24 protein-coding genes and 1 pseudogene are annotated in these 26,803 nt (G+C 37.8%); 14 read left to right on the top strand and 11 right to left on the bottom strand.

Annotation, left to right across the window (positions count from 1 at the left end; all coding sequences use genetic code 11):
• Positions 1-5 precede the first annotated feature (5 nt).
• Positions 6-1,334 carry a hypothetical protein gene (locus PS1M3_RS08070; RefSeq protein WP_203987163.1) on the bottom strand — a complete coding sequence of 443 codons (1,329 nt, stop codon included), beginning with the start codon at positions 1,332-1,334 and terminating at the stop codon, positions 6-8.
• A gap of 446 nt (positions 1,335-1,780) precedes the next feature.
• Here PS1M3_RS08070 and PS1M3_RS08065 point away from each other — a divergent pair, with 446 nt between their 5' ends.
• Genes PS1M3_RS08065 through PS1M3_RS08045 form a run of 5 tightly spaced genes read left to right on the top strand, consistent with a single transcriptional unit; the run spans position 1,781 to position 7,381 of the window.
• Entirely contained in the window at positions 1,781-2,164 is a 384-nt protein-coding gene (locus PS1M3_RS08065; protein ID WP_006792946.1) for a response regulator, read from the top strand.
• A 12-nt stretch (positions 2,165-2,176) separates the two neighbouring features.
• The gene (locus PS1M3_RS08060; protein ID WP_203987160.1) at positions 2,177-3,082 is read left to right on the top strand and encodes a MoxR family ATPase; all 906 of its coding nucleotides are present in this window, start codon (positions 2,177-2,179) and stop codon (positions 3,080-3,082) included.
• A 5-nt stretch (positions 3,083-3,087) separates the two neighbouring features.
• Positions 3,088-4,077 carry a DUF58 domain-containing protein gene (locus PS1M3_RS08055; protein WP_138741142.1) on the top strand — a complete coding sequence of 330 codons (990 nt, stop codon included), beginning with the start codon at positions 3,088-3,090 and terminating at the stop codon, positions 4,075-4,077.
• The gene (locus PS1M3_RS08050) at positions 4,074-6,050 is read left to right on the top strand and encodes a DUF3488 and transglutaminase-like domain-containing protein (protein ID WP_203987159.1); all 1,977 of its coding nucleotides are present in this window, start codon (positions 4,074-4,076) and stop codon (positions 6,048-6,050) included. The genes PS1M3_RS08055 and PS1M3_RS08050 overlap by 4 nt, the downstream gene beginning before the upstream one ends.
• Before the next feature lie 8 nt (positions 6,051-6,058).
• Positions 6,059-7,381 carry a Na+/H+ antiporter family protein gene (locus PS1M3_RS08045; RefSeq protein WP_138741144.1) on the top strand — a complete coding sequence of 441 codons (1,323 nt, stop codon included), beginning with the start codon at positions 6,059-6,061 and terminating at the stop codon, positions 7,379-7,381.
• A 180-nt stretch (positions 7,382-7,561) separates the two neighbouring features.
• Here the strand turns inward: PS1M3_RS08045 and PS1M3_RS08040 are convergent, their stop codons facing one another.
• The 3 genes from PS1M3_RS08040 to PS1M3_RS08030 are packed head-to-tail and all read right to left on the bottom strand — an operon-like array spanning position 7,562 to position 9,667.
• On the bottom strand, positions 7,562-7,993 hold the full coding sequence (locus PS1M3_RS08040) for an acyl-CoA thioesterase (protein ID WP_058404001.1): 432 nt from the start codon (positions 7,991-7,993) through the stop codon (positions 7,562-7,564).
• 5 nt (positions 7,994-7,998) lie between these two features.
• Positions 7,999-8,817 carry a M23 family metallopeptidase gene (locus PS1M3_RS08035; RefSeq protein WP_203987157.1) on the bottom strand — a complete coding sequence of 273 codons (819 nt, stop codon included), beginning with the start codon at positions 8,815-8,817 and terminating at the stop codon, positions 7,999-8,001.
• Positions 8,810-9,667, bottom strand: coding sequence for a 6-carboxytetrahydropterin synthase (locus tag PS1M3_RS08030; RefSeq protein WP_203987155.1), 858 nt, complete (start codon positions 9,665-9,667; stop codon positions 8,810-8,812). Before PS1M3_RS08030 ends, PS1M3_RS08035 begins: the two co-directional genes overlap by 8 nt.
• A gap of 203 nt (positions 9,668-9,870) precedes the next feature.
• Here PS1M3_RS08030 and fabA point away from each other — a divergent pair, with 203 nt between their 5' ends.
• Complete coding sequence (gene fabA, locus PS1M3_RS08025; RefSeq protein ID WP_006792937.1) at positions 9,871-10,386, top strand: bifunctional 3-hydroxydecanoyl-ACP dehydratase/trans-2-decenoyl-ACP isomerase; 516 nt, start codon at positions 9,871-9,873, stop codon at positions 10,384-10,386.
• Positions 10,387-10,454: 68 nt separating this feature from the next.
• Here fabA and rmf read toward each other — a convergent pair whose 3' ends face one another.
• Positions 10,455-10,625, bottom strand: coding sequence for a ribosome modulation factor (gene rmf / locus PS1M3_RS08020; protein WP_004586522.1), 171 nt, complete (start codon positions 10,623-10,625; stop codon positions 10,455-10,457).
• A 365-nt stretch (positions 10,626-10,990) separates the two neighbouring features.
• Here rmf and PS1M3_RS08015 point away from each other — a divergent pair, with 365 nt between their 5' ends.
• The 3 genes from PS1M3_RS08015 to PS1M3_RS08005 all read left to right on the top strand — a co-directional run bounded on the left by PS1M3_RS08015 (position 10,991) and on the right by PS1M3_RS08005 (position 13,157).
• Positions 10,991-11,626, top strand: a complete 636-nt coding sequence (locus PS1M3_RS08015) for a TetR/AcrR family transcriptional regulator (protein WP_203987153.1) — start codon at positions 10,991-10,993, stop codon at positions 11,624-11,626.
• A gap of 49 nt (positions 11,627-11,675) precedes the next feature.
• A complete protein-coding gene (locus tag PS1M3_RS08010; protein ID WP_203987151.1) occupies positions 11,676-12,668 on the top strand; it encodes an MDR family oxidoreductase in 993 nt (330 codons plus the stop codon).
• 72 nt (positions 12,669-12,740) lie between these two features.
• Positions 12,741-13,157 (top strand): VF530 family DNA-binding protein, encoded by a 417-nt coding sequence (locus PS1M3_RS08005; protein ID WP_006792934.1) that lies wholly within the window; start codon positions 12,741-12,743, stop codon positions 13,155-13,157.
• A gap of 138 nt (positions 13,158-13,295) precedes the next feature.
• Here PS1M3_RS08005 and PS1M3_RS08000 read toward each other — a convergent pair whose 3' ends face one another.
• Entirely contained in the window at positions 13,296-13,727 is a 432-nt protein-coding gene (locus tag PS1M3_RS08000) for a DUF3859 domain-containing protein (protein WP_203987149.1), read from the bottom strand.
• 158 nt (positions 13,728-13,885) lie between these two features.
• On the opposite strand from PS1M3_RS08000, the gene PS1M3_RS07995 reads away from it, so the two are divergent.
• The gene (locus tag PS1M3_RS07995) at positions 13,886-14,890 is read left to right on the top strand and encodes a YHYH protein (protein ID WP_203987147.1); all 1,005 of its coding nucleotides are present in this window, start codon (positions 13,886-13,888) and stop codon (positions 14,888-14,890) included.
• 3 nt (positions 14,891-14,893) lie between these two features.
• Positions 14,894-15,415: a hypothetical protein gene (locus PS1M3_RS07990; RefSeq protein WP_058551942.1), complete on the top strand. Its 522-nt coding sequence runs from the start codon at positions 14,894-14,896 to the stop codon at positions 15,413-15,415.
• Between the two features lie 52 nt (positions 15,416-15,467).
• Here the strand turns inward: PS1M3_RS07990 and PS1M3_RS07985 are convergent, their stop codons facing one another.
• Positions 15,468-17,279: a serine/threonine protein kinase gene (locus tag PS1M3_RS07985; protein WP_203987145.1), complete on the bottom strand. Its 1,812-nt coding sequence runs from the start codon at positions 17,277-17,279 to the stop codon at positions 15,468-15,470.
• Between the two features lie 208 nt (positions 17,280-17,487).
• Here PS1M3_RS07985 and PS1M3_RS07980 point away from each other — a divergent pair.
• Positions 17,488-19,502, top strand: a pseudogene (locus PS1M3_RS07980) (TonB-dependent receptor).
• Between the two features lie 143 nt (positions 19,503-19,645).
• Here PS1M3_RS07980 and PS1M3_RS07975 read toward each other — a convergent pair.
• Complete coding sequence (locus tag PS1M3_RS07975) at positions 19,646-20,320, bottom strand: NADPH-dependent FMN reductase (RefSeq protein WP_008131041.1); 675 nt, start codon at positions 20,318-20,320, stop codon at positions 19,646-19,648.
• 182 nt (positions 20,321-20,502) lie between these two features.
• Between PS1M3_RS07975 and PS1M3_RS07970 the strand changes: the two genes are divergently transcribed.
• Positions 20,503-22,020 (top strand): leucyl aminopeptidase, encoded by a 1,518-nt coding sequence (locus tag PS1M3_RS07970; RefSeq protein WP_008131039.1) that lies wholly within the window; start codon positions 20,503-20,505, stop codon positions 22,018-22,020.
• A 43-nt stretch (positions 22,021-22,063) separates the two neighbouring features.
• On the opposite strand, the gene PS1M3_RS07965 is transcribed toward PS1M3_RS07970, so the two are convergent.
• From PS1M3_RS07965 to PS1M3_RS07955, 3 genes are all read right to left on the bottom strand, one after another.
• Positions 22,064-22,648 (bottom strand): lipoyl domain-containing protein, encoded by a 585-nt coding sequence (locus PS1M3_RS07965; protein WP_203987141.1) that lies wholly within the window; start codon positions 22,646-22,648, stop codon positions 22,064-22,066.
• Positions 22,649-22,785: 137 nt separating this feature from the next.
• Positions 22,786-23,799, bottom strand: coding sequence for a DUF5924 family protein (locus PS1M3_RS07960; RefSeq protein ID WP_203987139.1), 1,014 nt, complete (start codon positions 23,797-23,799; stop codon positions 22,786-22,788).
• Between the two features lie 697 nt (positions 23,800-24,496).
• Positions 24,497-25,048 carry a cytochrome b gene (locus PS1M3_RS07955; RefSeq protein ID WP_203987137.1) on the bottom strand — a complete coding sequence of 184 codons (552 nt, stop codon included), beginning with the start codon at positions 25,046-25,048 and terminating at the stop codon, positions 24,497-24,499.
• 81 nt (positions 25,049-25,129) lie between these two features.
• Between PS1M3_RS07955 and PS1M3_RS07950 the strand changes: the two genes are divergently transcribed.
• Positions 25,130-26,310 (top strand): IS3 family transposase gene (locus PS1M3_RS07950; RefSeq protein WP_086007400.1). Its coding sequence is split into 2 segments (ribosomal slippage): positions 25,130-25,388 and positions 25,388-26,310, totalling 1,182 coding nucleotides; the frame shifts between segments, so codons are not numbered across the junction.
• Positions 26,311-26,803: the final 493 nt, after the last annotated feature.

The raw sequence follows: 26,803 nt of genomic DNA, 5'->3' as shown, positions 1-26,803 counted from the left end.
ATAAGTTAAAATTTAACTGAAATCTCAGATGTGAAACCGTCAAAACCAGCGCCTATTTGGCCTGCAGAGTTAACGCCTTCTTCTTGATTTACATATTCCACTTTTAATAACGTTTTATCGTTAAACCAGTAGCCCGCAGCAACTTGAATACGCTCTACTGTATTGTCTGTTTGCTCAATTAAATCAGATGTATTTTCTGCTTCTGAATAACGAGCTGCTACATATAACTGTTTAGGGATAAGGTATTGTTGTGCTTCAAAAACAAAATATTCTACTGATGTATCACCTTTGATCACACTGTTTGAATCGTACGTTGTGCCATTAGCATCGGCTACTCCATCGGTACCAAAGTATGTAATTCCTGCAACTGCATTGCCCGCAGCATCTGCAAATGTGTAATCATCTGATGATTTACCAACCATGAACACTAAACTTGTTTCGTCAGATGGTTGGTATGCTAGATTTAGTTGTATGATTGACTGCTCTAGTCCGGGCATTGCACCTACGTGCGTGTCACGTTCATTTGATGGTGAGGCAGAAAAGTTATAGTTTTCACCATCGCCAAAACGATAGTTTGTTGTAGTTACTCCGTCTAAACTAGCTACACCATTTTCAAAGTTTAACTGGTCGCCTTGATTGGCCTTGAAAAGATTTAAACCCGCTTTGAAACCACCTTCAAATTCTAATGTGCCTTGTAAACGGTAATTGTAACCACGGTCTTCTTGGAATGCTTCGCCAAAGCTTGAGGTTGTTATATGGCCAGCCACATTGTATGAGCGAAGAAAACCGCTGTCGTAAGTTTTTGTGTAACTAAGTTGCGCGCCGTTTTCAGCTGTAGCGTAATCAGTTATTCCGTTACCAATTAATGCATTACCTTGGTTATCTGCTCCATCTTGGAATCCTTTGAATTGAAACGGTGATGCACCAATGTTACCGAGCCTAAGGGTCAGATTCTCATCTTCTTTTGGTGTTTCATAAAGGCCAAATAAATCAAACTCAACACCGGCAAAGTCATTATGAAATGAAAAATCTCGGTCACCGCCACCAAAATCATTAGGTTCTTCAGCTATATCAATATCAGCTGTAATAAATTCATTAATATGAAATTTAAGCTGTAAATTTGCTCTTACACGGCCAAATCCAGATTCTTGGACTTCATCTTCAGGACGAAACGCCCCCTCTTTTGCTTGAATAGACTGGAAATTTTGCATTAATAAAAAGTCGACATCAACGCGGTCTAAGTAGTCAGAAACATCAGCTTGAGCTGACATAGAGGTAGCCATTGCAGCTGTTAATAGTGAGATTGCGAATTTTGTATTTTTATTTTTTAACATAATAAGCTCTTCGTGTTGTGTAGTGTTTAGTGTGAGTGTGTAGAAAAGCATTGTGAGCATTGGATGTGACTTTATATTAAAATCCACCAATGAGCATAAGCTCAACTGGTGAGCATAATCACAGAATGATTTTAATAGGTCAACGATTTTTTATTACAAAACATTTACAAAATTAGAATTGTTAATTTAAAAGTCTTAATATCAATGACTTGTAAATGTATTAGATGTAGTTCAAAAAACGAGTGTGCGGGTGTTTATAAAATGGATAACTTTTAAATTAATTAGAAAGTAGTAGAATTGAGTGTTGTTTTGATATTTTTTAAGCAGAATACAAAATCAACAAAAGTATGGATGTATTGTGATTTTTTAAGCAACGTTCTTGAGGTTATTAAGGTCATAGCTTAATATTAATGTACTTAAGAAGTATTAAAAGAAGTAACTTACATATGGAATTTGTTCGCCCTTTAGAGCCTATCCTCATCATTGACGATGTTAAAGAAATCCGTGATTACCTAAACCAAATATTAACCGAACTGGGTTATGAAGATATTTTAGAAAGCACGGATTTTAGCTCTGCCAAGCCAGTTATTGATAAAAAATGCCCTAGTGTAATTTTTTTAGATGTAGACTTACCCGACTCTGATGGGACTGATATTTTAGAATTTATTAATATAACCTACCCAAACGCACATGTAGTTATGTGCTCAGGTCATAACAGCTTAGAAAATGTTCAGAATACTTGGGAGCTTGGAGCTAAAGGGTTTATAGCAAAACCTTTTAATGCAAAAAAAGTTGATACCGTAATGAAACGTCTCGAACACATAGAATAATAAAAGGTTAGCATGCAAAGCTCCGTTAAAGCGATTATTGAAGACTTATCAGATGTTATTTTTGGAAAACAAAAACAGATAAAATTAGCACTAACTTGCTTGTTTAGCGAAGGACACTTACTAATTGAAGACTTGCCTGGCATGGGAAAAACCACACTTTCTCATGGTTTAGCGGCAGTACTTGGCTTATCTTACCAACGAATTCAATTTACAAGTGACTTACTACCTGCCGATATACTCGGTACAAATGTATTTAATAGTAACGATCACAGCTTTACGTTTCATAAAGGCCCTATTTTTAGTCAAGTTGTATTAGCTGACGAAATAAACCGTACAGGGCCAAAAACGCAAAGTGCATTACTTGAAGCGATGGAAGAACAACAAATCACTGTTGATGGCAAAAAGTATAGCCTTCCAGATCCATTTTTTGTTATTGCTACGCAAAATCCTTTATACCAATCGGGTACTTATCCGCTACCGGAATCTCAGTTAGATCGATTTTTAATGCGTATAAGCCTTGGTTTTCCTCAAAAAGAAGCTGAAAAACGTTTAATTTTAAATATGCAAAAACGCGACTACAGCCAACTTCCTAAACGGATAGATAAGCAGCAATTAAAACAAATCCAGGCACAAATTAGTGAAGTTACACTTAGCACTCCCGTTGTTGATTACATTATAGAGCTTGTTAATTATACAAGAAGCAGCAATGCGTTTGCGTCTTCATTATCACCTCGAGCAAGCATTGCGTTAGCTAAGGCTGCTAAATCATGGGCTTATATTGATGGACGCGATTATGTAATTCCTGAAGATATACAAGCAGTCTTTACAAGTGTGTGCCAGCACCGCTTAGGTTTGCATAATGAATCGGGTGAAGCTCAAGTGAATGACATTTTAAATGCTGTGCCGGTTCCGGTGTAGCTTTTATGCCATCTAAAAAATCAAAACGCCCGAGCATATTTGCATCTTTAAAACGTTCTGTTTTTGATAAATTTTTAAAACATAAACACCAAAAAAATTCAATTACGTTAGAGCACAACACAATCTATGTTTTGCCATCATCCCTTGGGTGGTATTTTATTATTGTGGCTATTTTAAACTTTGTAATGGGTATAAATTATCAAAATAATTTAATTTTGATCATGTCGTATCTGATGTTCGTGGTCATTGTATTAGCTGTTTTTATGGGATACAGCAACGCGAAAGGCTTAACAGTAACTTTTGATAAAGTATTACCGAGTTTTTCTCCACAACAACCCATTTTAAAATTGAATTTACATAGTAATTCAATCTGCCAATCGCTTTCTATTACCTATAACAATGATTTAAAAGCAAGTACACATCATGATGAAATTTCAAATAAATCGATTAGTAGCAGTTTACCGCTTCCGTATGAAACACGAGGTTGCTACAAATTAGAACGAATAAAAATAGCCAGTAACTATCCTTTTGGTTTGGTATCTGTATGGAGCTATTTACAAGTACAAACTAAAACTTTTGTTTACCCTGCTCACGAATACGTATTAAGCGATGCACACATTTCTTCACAAGATGAAAATACACAAAATGGAATGACAAAAAAGTCGGGAACTGAAGAATTCGACAATCTATTAATACATCAACCCGAAATGGGCTTAAGCAGAATATCGTGGAAACACTTCGCTAAAACAAAGCAATTATTAGTCAAAGACTTTGTAGATTTTAAAGCGACTGATGCTTTGTTTGATTTTAATTTAATGAGTGGAGCTACAGAGCAACGCCTTAGTCAGTTGTGTTATTTAGTGTGTGAAGCAACTGAGCACAACACCCCTTTCATGTTAAAACTGCCAAGCAAATTAATCAGTATTAATACAGGACAAGCCCATAAGCAACACTGTTTAGAATGCTTAAGTTCATTTGCAGGTGAAAAGCAATGATTGAACTTGAAAATGAAAAAGTTATTAACTTCTCTTTGTGTTTTATTTACGCCTGTTTAGTTCTATTTTTTACAGCACACCTGCCACTCCCATTTATTAGTGTATTAGCTGGCTTATGCCTATGGAATGCAGTTATTACAGCCAAAAATATCGTAAAGCCCAATGCATGGCTTGCAAACATACTAGCCGCTGGTGCTTTGGGTTTAATGATATTTACAATAGGAATGTCCGATACTGTAATATTGTTTGTGGCCATGTTGTTGTTATCAAGCTTATTTAAACTTTTACAAGCTAAAAATAAAAAGCATTATCAGGTAATTACAACCCTTACTTTTTTTTCATTGTCGTCGGTGTACTTATTTAGCCAAACTATATTTACCACTGCAGTTGTTAGCTTTTTATATGTAATAAATTTTTCAGTAATGGGTTTATTAGAATCTAAACATAATTTAAAAATAAGCGCTAAACAAAGTTCAAAGTTATTATTAATGGCGTTACCACTGGCTGTTTTTTTACTGTTGTTTTTACCAAAAATGCCTGCGTTTTGGCAGTTACCCGGGCCAAAACTTGCTAAAACTGGGCTTTCTGAGCAAGTAGATCCGTTTGATATTGCTAAATTATCTAACTCAGATGAACTAGTATTTAGAGCTACTTTTAATAATCCCCCGCCTGCAACACCTTACTATTGGCGTGCAATTATTCATGATGAATTTAATGGCAATGCATGGCTTGCGTCTGATTTTTTAAAATACAGTAACCAACAAACAAACCAAAACTTAATATCCGAAAAAAGCATACTTATTGCAAACTATTCAGTCATTGCAGAACCTGCAACGCAAAAATGGCTTTATGGCTTAACTTATTCAACCAGCAATAGTAAAAATGTAAGCGCTAATGCGCTTGGATTATTAAGGAAAAACAGTTACCAAGCAAAAAGCCTGCAATATGATGTGGCAAGTTATCAATTTTCAGTAGATTCACTTAACGAATTTGAAAGAAATAGATATACATTTTTAAGTTTAAAGCAAAATATTAAAACTAATAAGTTTGCTTTACAGTTAAAAGAACAAGCTATCAATGAGCAGGCTTTTTATGACGCATTACTAGCGTACTTTGTAGAGCAAAACTTTACCTATACATTAACGCCGACCCCAATGAGTGGCGATAATACACTAGACCAATTTTTACTTGATAATAAACGTGGCTTTTGCGGGCATTATGCCAGTGCCGCTGCTTATATTTTTAGGGTTGCGGGCATACCTGCACGTGTAGTCAGTGGTTATTTAGGTGGTGAATATAATAGCGACAATAACACGCTTACTGTTCGCCAATATGACGCCCATGCTTGGGTTGAAGTATATTTACAAAATACCGGCTGGACTATTTTTGATGCCACTGCTGTTGTTGCTCCCGAGCGGTTAAATGGATCGCTTTCCCAAAACCAAGAGCTAAACGAAGAATTTAAAAATAATTTAGATTTCGGCTTAGTTAGCTTAAGCAACTTTGCAGCAATAAACTGGTTAAGGCTTGAACTCGAGCAATTAGATTATCAATGGTCTAGTTGGGTGCTTGGTTTTGATCAAGAAAAACAAAATGATTTTTTAAAATCCATATTTGGTAATAAAAAAAGTTGGATGGTGCCTTTAGTTGTATTAATTACAGCTGGGTTAAGTTTTGCAATTTACTTTGTCTATTTAAACTGGCCAAAAGCAAAACCAGTTAAACTCCCCCCTATAGTTAAAGCCTATAATGAAGTTTTTGATTGGGGAAATAAAAACAAAATTACATCGGCCGACTCTCTTAGTCCGTCACAACAACTTGATCATATGGCAAAGCAAAGGCCTAACGCGTCTAAGGAGCTAATAGAATTTAAACATTTATTCGAAAACAGCCGTTATGCTAACAAACCGTTTACCAAAGAGCGCAAAACCAAAGCTAAAGATCTGATAAAATTAATTAAAAGTTCAAAATAGAGAAAACTATGAATGCTGTTGTTGTTGGCGTGATTTTAATGCTTGCGCTCACTTTGGTTCGTGTCAACGTTATTGTAGCTATGACACTGTCTGCTTTAGTTGCTGGGTTAACTGCTGGTTTAGGAATAAAAGAAAGTTTAGATGCATTTAATTCGGGTTTGTCAGCGGGCGCTGAAATCGCCTTAAGTTATGCAATGCTTGGCGCATTCGCAGTTGCAATATCAAAGTCTGGTTTAACCCGCATATTAGCTGATAAATTATTAGCTAAAGTAGATGCTAGAGGGCAAGGCAGCCAAACATTACTTAGTTATTTTATTTTAATGATTATATTAGCGTGCGCTATCTCATCACAAAACTTGGTGCCCGTGCACATAGCGTTCATCCCAATTTTGATCCCGCCTTTGTTGGTTGTATTTAATAAATTAAAACTCGATCGACGTGCCATCGCGTGTATTTTAACATTTGGTTTAGCTTCGTCCTACATGGTACTCCCCTATGGTTTTGGTGGGATTTACTTATATTCAATTTTACATAAAAATCTTGTAGATAACGGCCTCCAAATTGTAAATACCAGTGTACCCGTAGCAATGATTATCCCTGCGTTAGGAATGTTTATTGGCCTACTCATTGCTGTATTTTTTACTTATAAAAAACAACGTACTTATAAATCGATCACAGTTACTAACCAGAGCAACCATGAACCTATAAAAAACCCAAAAAAAGTCATGTTAGTTGGCTCTTTTGCAGTTATTATCTCGTTAATTGCACAAAATATAAGTGGCTCAATGATACTTGGCGGCTTAGTAGGCGTTATGATTTTTAGCCTATTTGGTATTGTTAAATGGGAAGAAAATGGAGACGTATTTAGTAAAGGCGTTGCCATGATGGCCATGATTGGTTTTATCATGATATCGGCGCAAGGTTTTGCATCAGTTATGCAAGCGACGGGTGATATACAAAGCTTGGTCAATAGCGGTGCAAGTTTGTTTGATGGAAATAAGCCTATAGCAGCGGCGGTAATTTTATTAGTTGGTTTACTTATCACCATGGGAATTGGAAGCTCTTTTTCAACGGTACCAATTATTGCGACCTTATTTGTTCCTTTATGCCTAGAGCTTGGTTTTTCAGTAATGGCAACAGCTGCTTTAGTCGGTACTGCGGGCGCTCTAGGCGATGCGGGCTCCCCTGCTTCAGACTCAACACTTGGGCCAACATCTGGTTTAAACGCAGATGGTCAGCACGACCATATTTGGGATTCGGTAGTCCCAACTTTTATACACTTTAATATCCCACTATTAATATTCGGCTGGATTGCAGCAATGGTACTTTGAGTACTCTAAAACCTTCAATTTAAGAGGCTTATTATGTTATAAGCCTCTGATTCCCTGTTTAACCTTTTTTCACATATAATTTCGATGTTAAGATTAACTTTAAAGTAAGTATCGTATGATGTGTTCTTTTACACCTAAAATATAAGCACCTATTCTGGTGCTTATATTTTTATATTATTTTTACTTAAACCCGTTAATCATTTTATCGCATACTACAGGTGTAGGCCTATGATTATCATCTACAGCTACAAATGTAAAACTACCGCTTATAGCCGAGTGTTTATCATCTTTGTGCATTGTTTCAAGTAGTATATCAACATCTACTTTTAAGCTAGTGTTACCAACATGTACAACTTTAGCTATTAGTTCAGCAAATGTACCTGCAGGTATTGCCTCTTTAAAATCTACTCTATCAGAAGAAATAGTTACCAAGGGTTTACGGCAAAAACGCGTTGCAGCAATAAATGCAACCTCGTCCATCCATGCTAATGCATCGCCACCAAATAATGTATTGTGATGATTGGTACGCCCTGGGAATACCGTTTTTGTAACTGATGTAGTTGAATCTTTTATACGCTGAGCAATAATTGCATCGCGGTTTACGTCTGTCATAGTCTCTACTTTTTGTTGGCTAACGTATCTTGCATTAATAAGCCTGGATCTAGGCGTTCGCCTTTCCAGTTAAAGCGCCAATCTAAATGCGGGCCTGTAACTCGGCCGGTTGCACCAATTTGAGCAACTTTATTACCTTGTTTAACTTTATCACCCACGTTTACATCTAACTTACTTAAATGAATGTAAGTAGAGGTAATACCATGGCCATGATCTAAAATAAGTGTTCCGCCAGAATAATATAAATCGGGTTCTGCAAATACAACAGTGCCACCAATTGGTGCGTACACCGGCGAACCAGTTTTGTTAGCTATATCTAAACCAAAATGCGGGCGACGTGGTTCACCATTAAAGTAACGCTGGCTGCCATACACACCCGAAATTCGCCCTTGTGCAGGTTTTAGTACTGGGTCTAAAAAGTAAGTAAGGTCTGAATTAACAGCACGGGCATTTCTGACCGCAACCGCTTCTCTGCTTATACGTTCACTTACAGATTTAGGCGGAGAAACGTATTTTTTTGCAACACCCGTTATTTTGTCAATGTTGTAATCACGCTTGGTGATAATAAGATTCTGGGTATGCTTTTTGCCATTCGTATCAATCCAGCTAAGTGTATGATTTGCTTTTGCGTCACGGCCAAAACCAAATACAAAATCACCATTTTTTGAAAGCTTTAACGGTGTGTCGTTAAAACTAACAGACTGCACATCACTAAGCTTTCCTGTTACTAAGCCGCCTTGAGTAAGGTGTCCTTTTAGCTCAACAGCTAACGAATTTACACTAAATGTTGCCAAAACTAACGCAGATAAAAGTGACTTAAGCATAACTAATTGCTCCTTTGCCAACCCCTTCATACGCGGTTATTTTAACATTTTGTTCAGGGTGCTTGGCTTTAACTTGCCCTGCAATATACCCCGCAATACATTCAACGGTTGTGTCTATCGGTAAAATATCACAGCGAGTTTCACTAATGGCCATTTCGAAATAACCTTGAGCTGATGTATAAGCAAAACAAACATCATTATCTCTTGCGCTAATATGCTTTAAGTTTTGCGGTTCTATTTGGTCTTCACTTGTTGCTAGGTATATATCTTCCCACTGCATTGCCCATTCTTTTTGTAAGCGTGGCATGGAAATACCGTCTAGGCTTATACCTATTTGAGAACGATGACCATGAATAATGCGCTGGCAATTACCATCATGTTTTTTAAGACCATGACTATAATGATAATAAAAGCTTTGGCTATGTTCTGGTTTTAACGATAACTCTATTTTTTCTATGTTTGAGGGCAACTTAGGTAAAATAGTATCAACTAAAAATGCAGTTACCGACTCCACATTAATTTCATCGGCATCAATCATACAATAGGCTTGATGCGGTGCACTCATTGCCAAGTGGTGGTTGTCGCCAAAAGTGCAATCAAGTGTTTTATGATCATCAAATTCAGTCACTGAACCATTTATGCTATTAGGAATAGCTAAACGGTGATCAATACATTCATCAATAATACCTTTAATTTGTTTTTTAACTAATCCAAAGTCTAACACCATAGACTCGTCGTTAAGTTTACCGTGCAAAGTTAAATCAACAATCCAGCTCTCGCCAACGGCGCCGCGTTTGTTACATAAGTAAGAAAAATCTATCACAGTAAGTGAGTTAACAAAAAGGATCATAAACTTCCTTTAGACTAGTTATAAGACAGCGTTAATTATAATGATTTTTGATTGTAATTGCGCGGTTTTATAAAGCAAAAACCTAACGCATTGTTTGATTGATGATTTAATACTCAATATAGTAGGTATTTAACTGCTCCGAGTTGTTTAGCGTACAAGTGTACGCTAAAGTACGGGCAATTTCTAAGCGAAGATAAAGAGTTATGGAACCTAAAAACAGCTATACAAAAGAAGAATTGATCCTATGTGGTCAAGGTGAAATGTTTGGTGAAGGCAACTGTCGTTTACCTAGCGATAACATGTTAATGATGGACCGCATTACCTCTATAAATGCTGATGGTGGAAGCCACGGTAAAGGTGAAATAATTGCTGAGCTTGATATTGACCCGACCCTTTGGTTTTTTGATTGTCACTTTAAAGGTGACCCTGTTATGCCAGGGTGTTTAGGCCTTGATGCAATGTGGCAACTAGTGGGTTTTTATCTTGGTTGGTCAGGTGGTCCTGGTCTTGGCCGCGCTTTAGGTGTAGGTGAAGTTAAATTTACAGGCCAAATACTTCCAACGTCTAAAAAAGTAACCTACCGCCTTGAAATGAAACGCGTAATTAAACGTAAACTCTTTATGGGTGTTGCAGATGGCACTGTTGAAGTAGACGGCCGCGTAATATATGAAGCCAAAGATTTAAAAGTAGGTTTATTTCAAGACACCACGTCTTTTTAATAGATTTACAATATAAATACAAAAAGGCCTCCAATTTGGAGGCCTTTTTGCTTAAATTTGGGTAATAATTAGGTTTTATACATATTTCGATTTTCAATTGCCTCTCGCCATCCACCTAACCACTCTGACTTTGGATCTATCTGTTGATAAGGGCATAGCTCTTTAGAACGACCTGCTAAACCTGCTTTGAAACCTTGAGAATGAGCTCTTTCTAAACGATCTCTTTTCTGTCTCTTCATCGGTATTATCCTCACCTTTTTTAATTATATATTTTGTAGCATAAGTGAAATCTACAATTAATGAATAGTTAATAAAAATGTAAAGTTCAAATAACAAAAACAATTAAATTGTTTGACATTAACTAAGCTGCTGATGCAAAAATGAATTAACATTTAAAGAATCAACCTGGTCATACCACTACAATATACAACTTAAGTATCTATCTAAAACCATTAATTACTAAGTTGCACAATTTGTGTATCAACCATAATTATTGACTAATAAAAATAACTGAAGTTCAAACAAAAATGTAATGCATAAAATATTTTTAAACAGATGAATTTAGTACTTGCACATTAAAAGCCGATCGGTCTAATATGTAGGTATGAACAAAAATAATACAGTATCTCCACGACGTGGCCGTCCTCCTAAAATAGCCAGAGATAACGCCGATACTAAAGCGTTACTTATACGTACGGGTTTAGAAACGTTAACAGAGTTTGGCTTTAGTGCCACAGGACTCGATACAATATTAAAAAAAGCCTCAGTACCCAAAGGCTCCTTTTACCATTACTTTAAAAGCAAAGAAGCCTATGGCATTGCGTTGGTTGACGCCTACGACAGTTACTTTATTGCAAAGCTAAACCATTACCTCGATCAACAAAATATTCCCCCACTGGAACGCATAGTAAACTTTACACAAAGTGCCATTAAAGGCATGGGTAAGTACGACTACAAACGCGGTTGCTTAGTCGGTAATTTAAACCAAGAATTAAATCACTTAAGCGACGAATTTAAAAATCGCTTATTGCAAAGCTACACAGCTTGGCAAGAACAAATTGAAAACTGTTTAAATCAAGCTAAACAGCAAGGCACTATTTCTAAAACTGTAAATACACAATTAATGAGCGAGTACTTTTGGATTGGTTGGGAAGGCGCAGTAATGCGAGCAAAACTTACCAAGTCAAGTATACCCCTTACGTTATACACTGAAATGTTTTTGCGTGCATTACTTACATAATGCATTTTTATTTACCAATTAAAAGACGATCGGTCTAAAAGGATATGATATGAATAACCCAATTAAAGCCATTGTTATTAATAAAGAAGATAGTAACTACAGCGCTTCTTTATCACAGCTTAAAGAAAGTGATTTACCTGACGAAAATACCACAATAAATGTGTTGTACAGCACATTAAACTATAAAGACGGTCTAGCCATTACAGGTAAAGGTCCGGTAGTGAGAACCTTTCCGATGGTGCCCGGTATAGATTTAGTAGGCACTGTAACAACCTCCACCAGCGATGAATTTAAAAATGGCGATCATGTTATTTTAAATGGTTTTGGAGTAGGCGAAAAACATTGGGGCGGCCTTGCACAAAAAGCAGCGCTAAATAGTGACTGGTTAATTCCCCTACCCGCTGCTATCAGTCCAAAACAAGCAATGCAAATTGGGACTGCCGGTTATACCGCTATGTTGAGCGTTATAGCACTCGAAAAACAAGGGGTTAAACCAGACGATGGTGAAATTTTAGTTACAGGTGCAAACGGAGGTGTTGGCAGTTTCGCTATTTATCTATTAAGTCAGCTCGGCTATAACGTAACCGCCGCCACAGGACGAGTAGATCAAAGCGAATACTTAAAAGAACTTGGTGCATCTCAAATAATTAACAGAGATGAGTTATCAAACCCGGGAAAACCTCTTCAAAAAGAACGTTTTGCTGCAGCTATAGATTCTGTTGGCAGCCATACGCTTGCAAATATTTGTGCGTCGCTTAAATACGGTGGTGTAGTCACTGCATGTGGTTTAGCCCAGGGCATGGATTTACCCGCATCAGTTGCGCCCTTTATTTTACGAGGTGTTTCACTTATCGGAATCGATAGTGTTATGCGACCAAAAGCAGACAGAATTGATGCATGGGAAAGACTATCTACATTAGTAAAAGCTGACTATTTAGATAAAATTTCAACAGAAATTACACTCGAGCAAGTAATTGAAAACGCCGAGCAACTCATGGAAGGTAAAATTCGTGGCCGCGTTGTAGTTAATTGCCAAGGTTAGGCTATTTACACTATTAAAGCCTCGTTATTAAATTTATAATACACTTTGTATTTTAATAACGAGGCAACACCTATGAGCAACCAAGAACTTTTCAGTAATAATCCACTGCAAGGCGTAAAATTAGAACAAGTGGTTGAAGAGCTGGTTGAGCAATACGGGTGGGAACTCCTGCACGCTTACTTGCAGCTTAATTGTTTTAAAAATAATCCGGATATTAAATCTGCTGTAAAATTTTTACGTAAAACCCAATGGGCACAAGAAAAGGTAGAAAATTTTTACCTTTATCGACTTAAAAACTTGCCTAAACCAGATGATGTTCAGTACGAGTTACCACCGCGTGATCGTGTTATACCGGCCGATCATAAACCAGGTGAACCTTGTGAACTAAGCTTTAGTGACGCAAAACGCATTCAAGCTAAAAAAGCCACTAAACAACGTGCGCGAGAACGCAAACAACGGTCTAATCCAAGTAACCCTTGGGGTAATTAAGAGTGAGTTTAAAAAGCCAATTTTTTTATTGGCTTTTTTTATGCCTTGTTGTAATTAGTTCTTAGCGTTGCAGCACTATAACTATGTAAACCGAATAAGTTAGCTTATTTAAATCTATGTTGCCGTTGTGCCTAGGAACTAGTACCCGCGCTTTTTCCAAAAATCTACTTCTGTTTGTTCCGCTTCTAATGCAACATTAAATGTTTTATCTGCAATTATTTTATTATTCATCGTTAAAGTCATTCGCCATGGGCCTAGTTTATTGTTGATGGGCTCCCATAATGTATCACCAAGATAAAAGTGCCAATCGTTATCTTTAACGTATTCAACGCCTTCAAAGGGCGGCATAACATCCCCCTCTTCGTTAGGTATGCCTGGATGGTAAATACAAAAATGTAGTTTTTCACCTTTGGCTTTTTTTATATTTACTATTAGCCCAAATTCTACGTCTATTTCAGCAATCACATCGGTAGTGAATTGCTCAATTTGTGGAAGAGCCTTGCTACTACTATCCCAAGTTGAATAAATACCATAACTCTGGAGCGTAACGCTGGGTTTTAACTTTGCCATTTATCCAACCTGTACTTACTTATATACCAAAATTTTATAATAAACCGTTGGTTTAGTCTTATATAAAAGTTTACTTACATAATTTTCATTTATATTTGCACATTGCTTGCACAATTACAGAATAATATTTTGATCTCTTTATCAGTGAGTTCAAAGTTATGAGTACATCCCTAGTAAATAGTATTTCTAAAAATGCAGTTGCACAATTTAAACTAATTGTGGGCTTTACTGCAATATCATCACTTGTTGCATGCGGTGGTTCTGAGCAAAATACTTCAATAAGCGACGTAATAACTGACAGCACAACAGTTGACGGTTCAAATGCTGATACAAATGCTTCTACACACAATATTTTATGTGAGTACGCTTACAATGAATACAACAACGCTGACTCTGTACAAACAACAAGCTCAGCTGACTGGACATGCACAGGCACAACGCGTGACATCATTGCTAATGGAATTCCTGACCACGACGTAGGCACTTTTCCTAATCCGGCTAACCCCAATACCATCGCAGAGCAATCAGTGAATGAAAGGTTTACATTAACACCGATTCAATCATCATCCGCTACAATGATGGGCGGCCCTCGCGGTATAACAGGGCTCGTTTTAAATGGCGTTAAAATTGATGCCGGCACAGGTGGTAGCTGTGATGACTCAGGTGAAAATTGCGACCTAGGTGATAATAGCGGCAACTGGAATATAGAAGCTTTAAGCCAAACAACATTTAGTTTTGGCACAGATGCTAACAATGCCCATGTGCAACCAGATGGGACGTATCATTACCATGGAATGCCCGAAGGGTTTATAACAATGCAAGGCGGTAATGAAACAACCATGACATTAATAGGCTGGGCTGCTGATGGCTTCCCTATTTATGCACGTTATGGCTACTCAGATTCAACCGATGCCACTTCTGAACTCGTTGCAATGACAGGAAGTTACCAACACGTTACCACAGTCAGTACAAACAGACCTTCTACCGATATATACCCATTAGGAACATTTGCACAAGACTGGGAATACGTTGCAGGTTCAGGCGATTTAGATGAATGCAATGGCCGTATTGGCGTAACACCGGAATTTCCAGATGGTATTTATCACTACTATGCAACTGACACTTACCCGTTTTTTCAGCGTTGTGTAAAAGGAGAGCTTTAAGTTATGCGCCTTTCAAAATTAATACATAACATTGGGGTAATTATTATCGCTTTCTGTATATCTCAAAAAACACATGCGCACTTAATAGTTGCACAACATGGCACTCTTAATGTTGTTGAAGAGCATGTGTTTGTTGTGCTGTCGCTTCCTGCGTCGTCATTATTAGGCGTTGACGAAAACAACGATGGGACACTTTCACTCACTGAATTTAATAAATATCGTAATCACATTAGTAAACAGGTTAAAAAGCACGTGTATTTGTCTGATCAGCAATATCGCTTTTCGATTGAAGGGCTGTTATTACATCCAGAAACGGCGCACAGCGGTAACAATACATTTGTTGATCAAATTACCATTACCGGCAGATTCACACCTCTAATGACAAACAATATAAAATTCAATATTAATTTATTTGCCAATAACCGTAGTAAACAAACTTATAAAATTACCGCTACCAATAAACAGCAACAGCTTATTCATCAATTTGAGCTAGAGCCATTGTCTCCGCATAGTGAGTTATTTTAAAGTATTAGGCTGATTTACCAAGCCAAATAAACCCATTACAAAAGCTGACACGTTATACACGTTTTGGGTTTTTAGGAAAGAATTGCTCAGCTTGTTGTGCACACAAATCAAACTCTCGTGTATTTTTATAGGGTAGCTTCATAAAGCCCGCAACGCCCACATCGGTAATGTTTACAGCATATTGCATTAGTTTATTTAACAAACGTTTAAATTCGGCCTCTTTTGTCGAGTCGAGTAGCCTGTAGTAGTGGTGAATTTTCATTCTGTCGGGCAAGGCTTCAAAAATAATACAACCAGTATGGTGTATTTGGTTTAGCTCAAATACACATTTAATTACCTTTTTAGGAAGCTGTAATTGCTCATCGGGATCTTTACCATCTTCAAAGTATGAATGTGGCCGGGTTATTTCGTTAGCTTTAACACTCACAACTTCATAATCTAGCTCAGGAAGACTATCAAACTTAAATGCACCGGTGCCATCTCGCTCTAATTGAATGGTTTTACGTGCATCAAATAAACAACATTTAAATAGCCCTTTTTGGTTAATTGCTTGGGCTAACATCACTGTATTGTTTATTGAATCTGTAAATGCTTTGCCTAGTGACTCATCGTGCATTATTAGTGACGACTCAATAAACAACGATTCATCTTTCCAATGAAAACTAAGCCCTCCTACGGCTGGGTATTTCGCAAGCCGGCTTATGGAGGCCAAAAATGCTTTTTCGGTGTCGCCAGTATCAAATAAAAATTCTTTGTAGTATCGGTCTAACTGGGCATCATTTACATCTAGTAACTGTTGGTTGTGGTCAGCTTGGCGTAAAAACTGTTTACGCGAGCTATAAACTACAGTATCTGGCGCTTCATCGGTACCGTACCAAAACGGGATGGCGGCTTTTTGCTGTGTTAATTTAAGATCGGGTAAATACGCTTTTGCCATTGTTGGTATATTACGTATAAAGTAATCGCCTGCAGCATCACGTACTGTTTTACTTTTACTGAGCATGCCATCTATAACGTTAGCGAGCTCTATAGGTAGCCCTAAAGAAATTGCAGGAATAGCCTGCGCACCAAATCGGCAAGACTGTGCAGACGCTAATGCATATAAAGTTGCTGCAACACCTTGCTCATCAAACCGCGGGGATGATTGCTCACCCGACATTTGCGCTTCGCCTATAAAGTACACATCTCCCATACGTGCATTGGTCGTGCTTAAATCTCCCGACATTAAATCCATAAAGTTACTGGCTACGGGCTCACCGTTACTGTGTAATTGGGCATATACTGAACTCCCCCAATCAACTAAAGATAAAGCGTCTGTTTGCGCATCCCACACCAAATTTGAAGGTTTTATATCTCCATGCACAATTGGTTGAGCACTTAAGCCATTTTTGTGGTTACTTAAATCAAGTAACACATTACGTAATTTAACGGCTAATGCCATTATTTTAGCTGCGCTAAATCGCCCCTCTTTAAGCGACACTTTTTCAAGGTCTTCTCCCATGGCGCGCGCCATCATTAATATGCCCTGCTTTTTAATGCGCTCAAACGCATAAAATTTAGGCACAAGCGGATTATTAATTTGTGAAAGCATATACGCTTCGTCTTCAAGACGGTCACGTACACTTTGAGCAAGCGTAATCCGTGAAAACTTAAACACCCAAGGCAAGCCTTTGTCGTCTTCACCTGCAAATACAAACCCAAATGCACCTGAGCCAATCATTTCTACATTTTTATAACCAAGCAAAGTAAGTTGTTTAATACAAATATTAAGCCACTGGCGATGTTTTTTAGCATCACGATGCGACAGCAAATATACGGATTGCTCTTCGTTAATGTAAAAATTTCGAATTTCTTTGGCTTTCAATACAGGCTCTCTAATTATGTGATTACTGGTAAGTTTTAACACTCTGATTATTAGTTTTATATAACGACATTACAATAGCACCAATATAGTTTTTAAACTTAAGCCCTATTTGAATAATAAAACACTCAATGTTGCATCCAAAAGGTTTACTTAGTCGTTTTAATTTAAACAGCACTGAATAGTAAACATAATAGATAGGACTTTAAGGATGAAAACATTAGCAATTTTAACTATCGGCACATTATATAGCGGTTATGTACATGCCAATATAGAAAAGCTCACTGTATATGGGCACCGTGATGGTTTAATTGGCGAATCAATCAGTGCCTCTAGCGGCATTATTGGCCAAGGTGAAATTGAGCAGCGCCCAATGCTAAGAAGCGCTGAAATGTTAGAGCTCATTCCGGGGATGGCGGTTACTCAACACAGTGGCTCAGGTAAAGCAAACCAATACTTTATTAGAGGATTTAACTTAGACCATGGGACCGACTTTGCCACAAGTATCGATGGTATGCCTATCAACATGCGTAGCCACGGACACGGCCAAGGTTACACCGATCTAAACTTTATAATTCCCGAATCTATTTCTACCATTAACTATCAAAAGGGTTCATATAGCGCAAGCCAAGGTGATTTTTCAAGTGCTGGTAGTGCACAGTTTAAACTGGTTGATAATCTTAAACATCAGCAAATAGAACTAAGTATTGGAGAAGATAACTATAAACGCGCGGTAGTACTTGGCTCAACTAACCTTACAAAAGGTAAACTTATTGCGGCTGCTGAGTGGCAAGGCTACGACGGCCCTTGGGATGACATAAACGAAGACGTGAATAAAAAAAATGCCCTACTACGCTATGTTGGTAAAGCATTTAATGGTGACCTATCAATAAGCGCAATGGCATACGACAACACATGGAACTCAGCCGATCAAATTCCACAGCGTGCTGTTTCGCATAACTTAATAACACAATTAGGCTCGCTCGACACCACTCTTGGCGGCAGCTCTAGTCGTTATAGTTTATCGGGTAATTGGCAAGGGGAGCATTTGAAAGCCAGCGCTTATGTAATAAATTACGATTTAAACCTATATTCTAATTTCAGTTATTTTTTAAATGACCCAATTAATGGCGATCAGTTTAATCAGCAAGATAACCGCAATATTTATGGCACCACTTTAAGTTATCAGTTTGAAACTAAAACATCAGGCTTAAACATGCAACACACTGTAGGGCTTGAGCTTAAACACGACGATATAGATAACGTTGGGCTTTATAACACTAAAGCCAGAGAGCAGCTAAGCACTGTAAGGCAAGATGCACTCAAGCAAACGAGTTATTCAAGCTTTTGGGAGTCTAAACTTTTATTTACCCCAAAACTAGAAGCAACAGCAGGTGTAAGGTACGACTATTTTGATACAAATGTAACCAGTATTACCGCCGTAAACTCAGGTAAAGCATGTGATGATTTAATCAGTTTTAAAGCAAGCTTAAATTATCGCTTTACTCAATTGCTAGCTGCCTATGCAAATTGGGGGCAATCTTTTCACTCTAACGATGCGCGCGGCTCCACAATAAATATCGACCCAGTAACAGGTGATCAAGCCGAACGAGTCGATCTATTAGTAAAAAGTGAAGGCGCTGAAATTGGATTACGATTTGCTGATGAAAAAAATATAATATGTCAGCTGCGCTTTGGTGGTTAAAACTCGACTCAGAACTATTGTTTGTAGGAGATGCAGGTAATACAGAGCCAAGTGATGCGTCTAAGCGGTATGGGTTAGAAATGAGTGCCTATTACTGGATTAACGAGCAATTTAATATTGATTTAGAAGCCTCGTTTACACATTCTCGCTTAGATATAAATGACAATAACAATTACATAGAAGGTGCTGTACCCGTTGTAGCAAGTACAGGTTTAAATTGGCACTTAAGTAAACAATGGCAATCATCGATCAGGGTACGCCATATTGGTAAACGCACATTAACAGACGACGGTGATAAGCGCTCAAACCCGCTAACGGTAGTTAATAGCTCTGTGAGCTATAAGCAAACCCATTGGAAAGTAGACTTTGAATTACTTAACTTGTTTAACAGTACCGACCACGATATAGATTACTATTATGCATCGCGTTTAGCCGGTGAGCCCGCTCAAGGCGTTGAAGATAATCATTTTCACCCTATTGAGCCCAGAACTGCACGCCTAACACTTAGTTTATTGTTTTAGTATTTATTAACGCAACAGCCATGCTGTATATAAATATAGTATAGCTGTAAATGGGTACTTATTTGCAAAATTTCGCCTAACCGGTTTCTTTACTTTTTGATGACCCAAACAGTACAAATACATATAATTTAAATTACAGTAACTTAATTAGTAGTTGTTTTAGGCGCATTTCGCTGCGCGGGGCTTGTTTTAAAGCTTGCAATCATATTATGAGGGTTTTTACATTCAGCCTGTATTTTAGCGGCCTCAGCCCACCATATTAATTGATTAAATGTACGAGAAAAATAGTTAAACCACGAGGTCTGATCATCATCAGTAGCAAACTCTCCAAGCTCGTTAAACACATCCTGTGCCTTTGGAACATGAATCATCGACGATACTGGTAAACACCCAAGTTCTGATAAAAAAGTGCGCATACTAATTGCAGCACGAACCCCACCCCACTGCCCAGCAGAATAAGAAACAATCGCACTGGGTTTATACGAAAACAGTGAACTACCAAAATGATTGAGAAGATCAGCTAATGCAGGGCTCATAGAGTGATTATATTCAGGGCTGATCATTATGTAGCCATCAGCAGATTTAATTTTATCAGCCAAGTTGTTAAGTTTAGTGGGGGCATTGTGCTGTGTATATGCAAAGTGAGGTTTAAATACAGCATCGTTTGGGTAATCTAACGCATCAATTATTTCAAATTCATGTTCACTAAAGTGTGACTGCAAACACAATAAACATGCTTTACTAACTCTACTTCCAAGACGTACTGGTTTAGGGGGGGAGCTCTCACGCACAGTGCCTAAAAACAATAAAAACTTCATAATATAACTCCATGTAAACATTTTGTTTTACATTAAGCCTAGTATCACCGACATGCAAACAAATTTATAACGTATTTTTTATGCCGTTATACGTCGCTCTTAATTGCCGTTTCAGCTTATCGCACTTAACTAAGCACTCAAAAATAGGTAAAAAACAGTTTTAAATTAATCTTAGGTGAACGATGAAACACATAATTAAAGCCTCTCTCTTAACGCTAGCAATAAGCGCTAGTTTAAATACACACGCAGCACAGTTTTCGTTTTCTTCTAAAGTAGACAACGATGCACATACATTAATTGTGTTTTATAGCCAAGATGGAAAAAACAATCAATTTAAAAACCTCGACAAACAATTTAATGGACAGCTGCAACGTATAATTGATGTTGAAAACTTTGAAGGTAAATACGCCAAAACAACACAGCTGATTGCCCCGCTTAATAGTAACTACAAACGTATATTAGTTGTCGGAACTGGTAAACAAAACGAGTTAAATAAAGCACGCATTGCTAAATTAGGCGGAAACGTGCACGCTCAATTAGTTAAATATAAAGCAGATACCGCCAATGTATTATTTGACGATGTAACGGGTGTTGATGCAAACCATTTACTTGCTGCAAACTTTGCGCATGGCGCGAACCTGCGTGACCATCGTTTTGAAAAATACAAACAAACACCTAGCACGCAAACAGTGACTTACTCGTTTGATGTCGATAGCACAAAAAAGACGAAAACAACGTATAAACAGCTAGAAAGTATTCAGGCCGGTGTATTTTTAGCACGCGATCTTACCTCTGAAGTAGCCACTGAAATGACGCCTGTTGATTTTGCAAATGCTGCAAAAGAGCTTGAATCGTTAGGCGTGACCATTACAGTTTTAAAGCCTGAACAACTTAAAGAGCTTGGTATGGGCGCATTAGAAGCCGTTGGCCGCGGTAGCGATCAGGGTGCTCGCTTAGTCGTTGCACATTATAAAGGCTCTAACGACGACCCCATTGCATTAGTAGGTAAAGGTATAACATTCGACTCGGGCGGTTATAGTATTAAAACAGGTGCATCTATCGCACGTATGAAATCAGACATGGCAGGCGCTGCAGCTGTACTCGGTACGGTTAAAGCAATGGCTATGGCCAAAGCCGACAAAAACGTTGTAGCTGTAATGGGTATGGCGGCAAATATGGTTTCGCAATTTGCAGTAGCACCTGGCGATGTTGTTCGAACAGCTGAAGGCTTAAGTGTTGAAATACTCAACACCGATGCCGAAGGCCGTTTAGTTTTAAGTGATGCAATGTGGTATGCACGTAAGCACTTCAACCCAAGCATAATGATTGATGTAGCTACACTTACTGGTTCAAAAATTCGTGCCGTTGGTAACGAGTATGCGGCTGTTTTCTCAAAAGACGACACACTCGTAAATCAGCTAACACTTGCTGGCGAGCAGGTAAACGAAAACCTATGGCGTTTACCATTAGGTTATAAAGATATGCTTAAATCAGACATTGCCGACATAACAAACGTAGGGTCTGGCGGACCTGGCGCAACCACTGCAGCAACGTTTTTAGAGCATTTTGCGGGTGAAACCCGTTGGGTTCATATTGATATTGCAGGTAATGCGTTAGTTAAAAAAGGAAAAGGTGAACTATCACCTGGCGGCACAGGCTATGGTGTACGCTTGTTAAGCGAATGGCTATTAGCTAACTAATTTTATTTTACGCCAAAAGCCCACGCTTTTGGCGTTTACTCCACTAATTAAATACAAAGCGACTCGCTGTTACACCAATAATAATGCCTACCACTAGTACAGCAACCGTATAAAACCCCCCTTTACTCTCACCACTATGGCTGACTTCTTGAGGTAGCTGTGCATTGGTGTCTATTTTAGACTCTGTGTGTGGCGTATCATTATGTTTATCCAAGCAAGCCTGTTTGGGATCATCAATCGTTGCATCTAGATTTATTATTTCATTATGAATGGGTGTTTCAGTGACTGAGCTCTGAATATCATAGGTGTTAATTTGGTCTGCGTCGCTGGTGTTATTTTGAAATGCAGGTTTATCACTCAAAGGGGCTTGTATTAACTCCTCAGTTACTTCGTCATATTCAAACTGCATCACCACTTGGTTTGAGCTAACCTGTTCACCTTCATTTATATTTATCTTGATGACAACTCCGTTAGCCATGGCAACAATTTCAAGAACAACTTTATCAGTTTCCACATCAAGTAATGTGTCATCTTTTTTTACGTGTTGCCCCTCAGTCACATATATTTTTGTAGCCAAAGCAGACATTGTTGGTTCGGGTAAATGAGGTATTAAAACATCACTGTTCATCGTTCTTCCTTGCTTAATAAATGTAATAAGTTTACTAATATAACCTATCAAGCCCTTTGATAGTTAACAATAATTTTTTAATACGTACAGTCCCTATTAATTTATTTATGCCTTATCAAATTTTTGTGCAATTTGTATTAAAGCGTCACCGTAAATTTTGTTAAACCAATTAACTGGCCTGATTCAGTCATAACCTTAACTTGCCACTTTCCTGCCGCGTTTTGTGGAAAATTTACTTTGTGTGTCCATGCTCTATAACCACTTTTACGCCCACCGCTGATATTAAGCGCTATTTTATCTACCTGCTTTTTATTGTGTGTCCATACATGAAATATCTTTTCGTTTAACCCTCGCGGTGCTTTTACTGCTGTCCATGTATAAAGCCCTTTTGCGTGTAACGAGCGTTCATTTAACGAGTTAATATTTCCTATCGGTTTTTTACTTTGCTCATTTACCTCATGCGCTAATGTAATGCTTGTTAGGTGCAGCGCGGCAGGTGGAACAAAGCTTTTTAATTGCCATATGCCTACACTCAAACTAAATAAAATTATTGCTAAAATAGGTAAACGCCACCACGGCGCATTAGGCATTAAATTAGTAAGACTAGGTAATGTTAATACTACGGCTATAACTAATGCAGCCGCTAAACTTTGACTAGTAGTTAAGCTAAACAAAATAGGCAATGTAACAAGTAAAACTACAAACAAAGCAAAGTTATGAAACACCGTAAATAGCGTTCTATTTTTAGCTAATTTTTTGTAATAGAAGGGATCAATAACAGATGCAACCGCACACAAAATAATAAGTGATGTAAATACTGCTTGAGGATGGTCCCACTGGGTAACAACTAAAAAAAATGGCAGCGCAAAAAACAAACTCTCTTGCTGAATCATTTGTAGAGCAAAGCGTGTTACATTAGGTGAAACACTCACACCAAATCGTTCTTCAACTTTATCACGAAGCCAATTATCTACAATTAACCACAACCAGCTTATAAGTAAAACTAAAGCAACAACTTGCGCAAACGACTCCTTTCTATCAACAAGCACGTAGCTTGCGATACCAGAGCTAAACGCTAAAACAGCCGGTAAGCCCGGTCGTTTTTGCATTGCATTAATAAATTGAGTAATCAACGATTTTATTTTGTTCATTTGTTCGCTTTGTAAGTACCAAATGCACTTTATTATTATGAAGTTAGTTATAACAGATTAGCTAAACAAAAATGAACAGAACATAGATAGCCCAATAATATTTTTAATATTGAGTAACTAAATAAGAGCGCGGGACTATTTTGGTAAATTGTTTATGAGGCTCAATTACAAATTATGCAAATAAAAACCTATTGTACACTCACAAAACCAACACAGTTTATAAGGACGGTACTAATAACAAATACTCAGGATAAATTTAAAGCGTTCTAACTAAGGCCTTTGAGAAATTAAACGGTAAATGTTGTTTTAACAAAGGCCCAACTAAAAACAAACCACGTTATTGATTTGTGGTAGAGCTTTTTTTAAATTGAGATAAACCCCAAAATAGTATGCCAGTGCCAGCACATGAAAGAAAAAAGAATAACCCCAAACCTAAAGGGGAACCCCAATTTAAAATATGATATATAAATTCCATACCCTTGCCTTCAAAAATTGAATTTAGCAAACATTAACCCAATAATTATAAAAATACTAACTAAAGCTTTTAAAGCTAAAAGAGCAACATTTGGTTCTTTGCAACTAACGCAATCAAATAGTTTAATTTAAAAAACGCAACTTTTAGGGATGCACCAGCTAAATATCAGTCACCAAACATTAAAGGCAAATTTAAAGGTCGGCTCCGTTCATTTTATTATTTCTAGTATTTTGGCAAACGCATTCGCGATACCGTATTATCAGCCAAAACATAATGGTGAAATAAAGCCGCAGCCGCATGTAAACCTATTACGTAATACCCCACTTCCCCTGCGGTTTCATGTATCTCTTTAATACTTTTAGCAAGTTCAAAGTTTTGAGCTGCCAAAGCAGGCAACTCTAAACCAAAAAACGGGATGGGTTTACCTGCTAAACTCAAAATCAGCCAACCAGCTATAGGCATAGCAAACATAAAAACATACAGCGCAATATGAACAAATGTAGCTAATTTATTTTGCCACTTTGCAGGCTCAGGTTGTATAGCAGGTGCTGCACCACCCACTAAACGCGCAACTAACCTCACACTAGCTAAAGCCAGCACCGATAAACCCAACATAAAGTGCCATATTTTAAAGGCATCACGGGTTTCAGTGCCTTTATCAAATAATTCGCGAAGTTCAATACTGCCGTACACAGTGACAATTAAAATAAACATCAACCAATGTAAAGCAACAGAAAGTGTATTGTAATGAGTATCTGTATTTTTAAAATTCATAATATGTAGTGGTACAGTGATTTTGGCCACCCATTAAGAAAGAAATGTTATGCTAATAAGCATACAAATTTGGGTGAAAAAATGACGAAATTAAAACGCGCAACGTATTCTGCGGCAATCAAATTAGAAACAGCTCAGCTTGTAGTTGACCAAAGTTATACTCAAGAAGAAGCAGCCAAAGCGATGGGGGTGGGTAAATCAACCGTCAGTAAGTGGGTTACTCAATTAAAGCAAGAGCGGAGTGGCCAGACACCATCTGCTTCACCAATGACGCCCGAACAAATTGAAATCCGCGAACTTAAAAAGCAAATCCAACGCATTAAATTAGAAAAGGATATATTAAAAAAGGCTACCGCTCTCTTGATGTCCGACTCCCTGAACAATTCTCGTTAATTGAGAAACTAAATCAACGAGAGCGTTACCCAATTAGCGTGCTGTGTAACGTATTCAATGTGCATCGTAGCAGCTATAAATATTGGGCTATACGGGATACAACGCCGACGCCAGAGCAAATAAGGCTAGAAGCTGAAGTTAAAGCCATACATGCAATGAGCGGCGGCTCAGCTGGGGCGCGGACAATCGCGGCAATAGCAACGAACAATGATTTTGAATTGAGTCGTTATCGTGCTGCTAAGCTAATGGTTAAATTAAAGCTTGAAAGCTGCCAAGTACCTCAACATTCATATAAACGCGGTGGTAATGAGCACCTTGAAATTCCAAATCTGCTTGATAGACAATTTGATGTTGTTGAGCCAGATACCGTGTGGTGCGGTGATGTGACGTATATTTGGACAGGCAATCGCTGGGCCTATTTAGCGGTCGTTGTTGATTTGTTTGCACGTAAAGTCGTTGGTTGGGCAATGTCGTTGTCGCCAGATACTAACTTAACGCTAAAAGCGCTTGAACTCGCGTATGAAAGCAGAGGTAAGCCAAGTGGACTGATGTTTCATTCAGACCAAGGTAGTCATTATACAAGTTTAAAATATCGTCAACGTTTATGGCGCTATAAAATTACACAAAGTATGAGCAGGCGCGGAAATTGTTGGGATAATGCGCCAATGGAGCGATTTTTTAGAAGCTTTAAAACGGAGTGGATGCCAAAGGTTGGATACGAAAACTTTAAAGATGCTAAATATAGTGTGAGTGATTATATCAACGGGTATTACAACAACGTTAGGCCACATCATTATAATGCCGGTTTAGCGCCAAATGAATCTGAGGTTAGATACCAAGATTCTAAAGCTGTGGCCAAATTTTATTGACCACTACAATACCTCTTAATAAACGCATTAAAGTTAAAAGCTCACTTATGCGTATAAGTACATGTTTACAGGCTAACCTTTAATCACTCACTGCTTAATGATCTAAAACATAAAATGAGTTACTAAGTCAGTTCAATGGTTTAATGATTCTGGAATTTAAGTATTAGTTACAATAACTGAGCAAGCTTAAAATAAACTTAAATAGTAGGCAAAAAAAAACAGCAACCTAAAGTTACTGTTTTAAAAAATCAACGTGTGTTTAAAAGTAATAAACCGCTAAAATTGAATGAATTTCTAGGTCTTCAGTCTTTGTATGCTAACCAGTGCTTGTACAGTTCGCTCTTTAATGTCTGAAGTCAAGATTTGACCCCTTTGGTTCCTTTGACTTGAAGTCAAGACTTGACCCCTTTGATTCCCATAGTACCTCTGCATATAACGCTAAGCTCAACTGCGTAGCAAGCTGGCGCTTTTTGTGCAGTCTTATGGACAAAAT

The organism is Pseudoalteromonas sp. PS1M3 (assembly GCF_016865405.1).
In the GTDB taxonomy this organism is placed as follows: domain Bacteria; phylum Pseudomonadota; class Gammaproteobacteria; order Enterobacterales; family Alteromonadaceae; genus Pseudoalteromonas; species Pseudoalteromonas marina.
The sequence above is the reverse complement of the archived record's forward strand: the minus strand, read 5'-3'. Positions and strand labels throughout refer to the sequence as shown.

Coding starts and splice junctions, on each gene's coding strand:
- PS1M3_RS08070 (WP_203987163.1), bottom strand. CDS start 1,334: ATGTTAAAAAATAAAAATACAAAATTCGCAATCTCACTATTAACAGCT.
- PS1M3_RS08065 (WP_006792946.1), top strand. CDS start 1,781: ATGGAATTTGTTCGCCCTTTAGAGCCTATCCTCATCATTGACGATGTT.
- PS1M3_RS08060 (WP_203987160.1), top strand. CDS start 2,177: ATGCAAAGCTCCGTTAAAGCGATTATTGAAGACTTATCAGATGTTATT.
- PS1M3_RS08055 (WP_138741142.1), top strand. CDS start 3,088: ATGCCATCTAAAAAATCAAAACGCCCGAGCATATTTGCATCTTTAAAA.
- PS1M3_RS08050 (WP_203987159.1), top strand. CDS start 4,074: ATGATTGAACTTGAAAATGAAAAAGTTATTAACTTCTCTTTGTGTTTT.
- PS1M3_RS08045 (WP_138741144.1), top strand. CDS start 6,059: ATGAATGCTGTTGTTGTTGGCGTGATTTTAATGCTTGCGCTCACTTTG.
- PS1M3_RS08040 (WP_058404001.1), bottom strand. CDS start 7,993: ATGACAGACGTAAACCGCGATGCAATTATTGCTCAGCGTATAAAAGAT.
- PS1M3_RS08035 (WP_203987157.1), bottom strand. CDS start 8,817: ATGCTTAAGTCACTTTTATCTGCGTTAGTTTTGGCAACATTTAGTGTA.
- PS1M3_RS08030 (WP_203987155.1), bottom strand. CDS start 9,667: ATGATCCTTTTTGTTAACTCACTTACTGTGATAGATTTTTCTTACTTA.
- fabA (WP_006792937.1), top strand. CDS start 9,871: ATGGAACCTAAAAACAGCTATACAAAAGAAGAATTGATCCTATGTGGT.
- rmf (WP_004586522.1), bottom strand. CDS start 10,625: ATGAAGAGACAGAAAAGAGATCGTTTAGAAAGAGCTCATTCTCAAGGT.
- PS1M3_RS08015 (WP_203987153.1), top strand. CDS start 10,991: ATGAACAAAAATAATACAGTATCTCCACGACGTGGCCGTCCTCCTAAA.
- PS1M3_RS08010 (WP_203987151.1), top strand. CDS start 11,676: ATGAATAACCCAATTAAAGCCATTGTTATTAATAAAGAAGATAGTAAC.
- PS1M3_RS08005 (WP_006792934.1), top strand. CDS start 12,741: ATGAGCAACCAAGAACTTTTCAGTAATAATCCACTGCAAGGCGTAAAA.
- PS1M3_RS08000 (WP_203987149.1), bottom strand. CDS start 13,727: ATGGCAAAGTTAAAACCCAGCGTTACGCTCCAGAGTTATGGTATTTAT.
- PS1M3_RS07995 (WP_203987147.1), top strand. CDS start 13,886: ATGAGTACATCCCTAGTAAATAGTATTTCTAAAAATGCAGTTGCACAA.
- PS1M3_RS07990 (WP_058551942.1), top strand. CDS start 14,894: ATGCGCCTTTCAAAATTAATACATAACATTGGGGTAATTATTATCGCT.
- PS1M3_RS07975 (WP_008131041.1), bottom strand. CDS start 20,320: ATGAAGTTTTTATTGTTTTTAGGCACTGTGCGTGAGAGCTCCCCCCCT.
- PS1M3_RS07970 (WP_008131039.1), top strand. CDS start 20,503: ATGAAACACATAATTAAAGCCTCTCTCTTAACGCTAGCAATAAGCGCT.
- PS1M3_RS07965 (WP_203987141.1), bottom strand. CDS start 22,648: ATGAACAGTGATGTTTTAATACCTCATTTACCCGAACCAACAATGTCT.
- PS1M3_RS07960 (WP_203987139.1), bottom strand. CDS start 23,799: ATGAACAAAATAAAATCGTTGATTACTCAATTTATTAATGCAATGCAA.
- PS1M3_RS07955 (WP_203987137.1), bottom strand. CDS start 25,048: ATGAATTTTAAAAATACAGATACTCATTACAATACACTTTCTGTTGCT.